4 protein-coding genes are annotated in these 3,272 nt (G+C 65.0%); all 4 read right to left on the minus strand.

All coding sequences use genetic code 11. The annotated features are described in order from the left end of the window. Positions 1-560 (minus strand): DNA-binding response regulator (locus tag Q4E95_RS09080; RefSeq protein WP_303382999.1); only part of this gene is annotated, 560 nt, incomplete at its 3' end. Further along, positions 557-1,690 (minus strand): sensor histidine kinase, encoded by a 1,134-nt coding sequence (locus Q4E95_RS09085; protein ID WP_303383000.1) that lies wholly within the window; start codon positions 1,688-1,690, stop codon positions 557-559. The genes Q4E95_RS09085 and Q4E95_RS09080, both read right to left, overlap by 4 nt. Positions 1,691-1,716: 26 nt before the next feature. Then, positions 1,717-2,478: an ABC transporter permease gene (locus Q4E95_RS09090; protein ID WP_303383001.1), complete on the minus strand. Its 762-nt coding sequence runs from the start codon at positions 2,476-2,478 to the stop codon at positions 1,717-1,719. 57 nt (positions 2,479-2,535) lie between these two features. Continuing rightward, on the minus strand, positions 2,536-3,272 hold a 737-nt coding region (locus tag Q4E95_RS09095; RefSeq protein ID WP_303383002.1), incomplete at its 5' end, for an ABC transporter ATP-binding protein.

A 3,272-nucleotide genomic window follows, 5' to 3' on the forward strand; every position in this document is an offset into this window, starting at 1 on the left:
ACACCCGTCTTCCCGATGGCCGACGACAAATGATTGCGCACCGTACCGGGGGACAGATGCAGGGCGGCCGCAATGTGTTTGGCGGAGCCACCCTGCGCGGATTCCCGCAGCACGTCCTGTTCCCGCTGGGTCAACGGATTGGACCCGGCCACCAAGGATTCCTCAGCGAGAACGGGATCGATCACGCGCAGTCCCGCGTGCACACGCCGGATGGCCTCCGCCAATTGGTCGGCCGGAGTATCTTTCACGACGAACCCGCTCGCTCCGGCGTCCAGGGCGCGCCGCAAGTACCCGGGTCGGTCGAACGTCGTGACGATCAGACATTTGGTTCCGCTCCCGCCGCTCGCAATTTCCTGCGTGGCATCCAGTCCGTTGAGCACGGGCATTTCAATGTCCAGCAGGGCCACATCCACGTTCTGGGCTGCGACTGCGGCCACGGCCTCTCGACCGTTGCCGGCCTGGGCGACCACGCAGATGTCCGGTTCCAGCTCCAGCAGCGCGACCAGACCGGCCCGCACCAACGCTTGGTCGTCCGCGATCACTACCGAAATGGTGTTCATGCCGGTTCCACCACGATTCGAGTTCCTCGGTCCTTACCGTCCACGGGCGAGGTCACGGTCAGTCTCAACCCCGCTCGCTCCGCCCGTTCGCGCATGCCGCGCAGGCCGTTCCCGGAAACCGACGACGCCGCCGCGTCCGCGCCGCGGCGCTCGCCACTCAACCCTGCGCCGTCGTCGGTGATGGTCAGGGTGGTCGAGGTGAGCGTGACCCAGCAGGCCGAGGCGGAGGAATGGCGCACCGCATTGGTCACGGCCTCGCGCAGGATCCACGCGAACGTGGCGCGCCAGGGTGGGGCAATGGTCGGAACGGTGCTGGGCAGGTGCGGGGTGATACCCGCTGAACGCAGGGCCGCCCGGGCCTGCACCAATTGCACACTCAACTCCGGTTCCCGCAGTTTGCCCACGGTGGAGCGTACATCGGTGAGGGAATCGCGGGTGAGGACCAGAACGTCGTCGAGCTCCTGGGCCGCTCGTTCCGGGTCCGTGGCCATGAGGCGCTTGGCCAGCTGAACCTTCATGGACACCACGGTCAGTGAATGGCCCAGAATGTCGTGGACGTCTCGGCCCACCGATTCGCGCTGCTGGGCCAACTTGAGTTCACGCTGGAGTTCTTCCCTGACCATGGACCGTTCCATGACCCAGCGGGACACCAACAACAGCATGAACGCGGGTGAGATGCCCACGAGGGGCCAAAACCATTGCTGCGGCGGGTACATGATCAGCCACGGGGTGATTGCAATGACCGCGATGACCGCGGCCGCAATGATCGCGCCTTTCATGGACAGTCGGAACGCGCACACGGCCACGAAGAACGGCGCCACGTAGGTGCCGGTCAGTCCGGCCGCCGGGACCACCAAGGCCAGAGGCAACAGGAGGATCAGGCACCAGAAGATCGCGTTGACCAGTTCACTGCGGCGCGGGAACGGCACCTCGTAGATCCAGGAGATCACGTACAGCACGGCGAACACACCAATACCCGTGAGGCCCAGCGCCTTGAGTCCGTCCGACACCGGCGCGGACAGCACATTCGACACAGGGAAGAGCAGGAACACCAGCCATACGGAGGCGTAGAGAACATCGCTCCAGCCGGTGGACCAGTCGGCGGGATTCTCGGCCGTGGTTTCCTTCACGGTCTGAGTGTTACTCGTCACCGTGCTCATGTCCGGGCCGTCGCTTTCCGTGCAGCGAACAGGGCTACGGCCGCGAAGATCACGGCCCACACACCGACGTTGGCCAACAGCATCCATACGCTGTCCTGTTCGGCCGTGCCATCCACGGCAACCACCCATCCTTCGGTAATGGGGTAGCGGGCAAGTCCAACAATTCCATACAAGGGCGTGAAGCGGGCGAACTCCAGTAGCGAACCGGACAGCGGCATGAACACATTGCCCAGAAAAGCGAGCACCACCAGCAGGCCGGCGGCCGCGCTGACGGCGCCGTCCGAACGGAACAACAACCCCGCAGCCAAACCATAGAGCGCGAAGACCACGGAACAAGCCACCACGATGCCGGCGGTCGCAAACCAGCGCCACAGGTCGTCCATGGCGGAATTGGTGAAGACGCCGACCAGGTAGACAATGATCACCGGCACAACCGCCACGGCTACGGCCACCACCACTTTGGTGGCGGCATAACCGCCCGTACCCATGGGAGTCATGGCCAGTTGCCGGCCCCAGCCCTTCATCCGTTCCACTGCAGCGCTGCCCGCGATCGACGTGGTTGCCGTCACAGCCCCGTACGCCGCCATGGAAACCATGAGGTACGCGGAGACATTGCCGTGGCCCGATGAATCGTTGGACCAACCCTGGGTGACGCCGAACATGATGAACAGTGCCGCGGGCAAGATGGCAATGAAGAACATGTTCTCGAAGGCCCTGACCTGTCGCCAGAAATCGTGGAGCGTGTAGGTGAGATTCATGACGGAATCCTTGTCTGTCCTGGTGGTCTGCAGATGTCGGTACTGGAGCCGCGTGACTCAGGTGTCGTCGGAACGGCTGATGAGGGCGGTGAACGCGTCTTCCAGGCCGCCGCGAGAGATTTCCAGCTCGGCGGCCGGTGTCTGGGTCAGCAGCACTCGGGCCAACCGGTCCGATTCGTGAGTGTGCGCGATGACGCGGGAGCCCTTCCGGTCCAGGTGCGTGACACCGGGGAGGCCCGGCAGCGGCGTCGGCTCCGGCCAGGTAAAAGTCACTGTCTGGTGGGTCGAAGCGGAGCGGAAGCTGTCCACCGTCCCGTCGTGATGCACGGCCCCGCGGTCCAGGAGCACCACACGCTGGGCGAAGTCCTCGGCCTCCTGCAGGTAGTGGGTGGCGAAGACCACCGTGCGACCCTCGCGGGCCTCGGCGTGCATCGTGTCCCAGAACTCGTGGCGGGATTGGACATCCATGCCGGCCGTGGGCTCATCCAGCACCAGGAGGTCGGGTTCGGGGAGCAGTGCCAGGGCGAACCGCACGCGCTGCTGCTGGCCACCCGAGCACTTGGACACTTTGCGTTTCGCGAAGGTGGTTGCTCCGGCCCGTTCGAGGGCCTCGTCCACCGGCATGTGTTTCCGGTAGAGGGACGCGATCATGACCACTGTCTCGCGTACCGATAGGTCGTCGAGCAAACCGCCGGTCTGCTGGACGGCGCCCACCAGGCCACGGGACACCGCCTCGCGGGGGCTGCGACCGAAGACCGAGACCGTGCCGTCCTGGGGATCGGACATGCCGAGGA

Source organism: Kocuria sp. (genome assembly GCF_030536815.1).
In the GTDB taxonomy this organism is placed as follows: Bacteria; Actinomycetota; Actinomycetes; order Actinomycetales; family Micrococcaceae; genus Kocuria; species Kocuria gwangalliensis.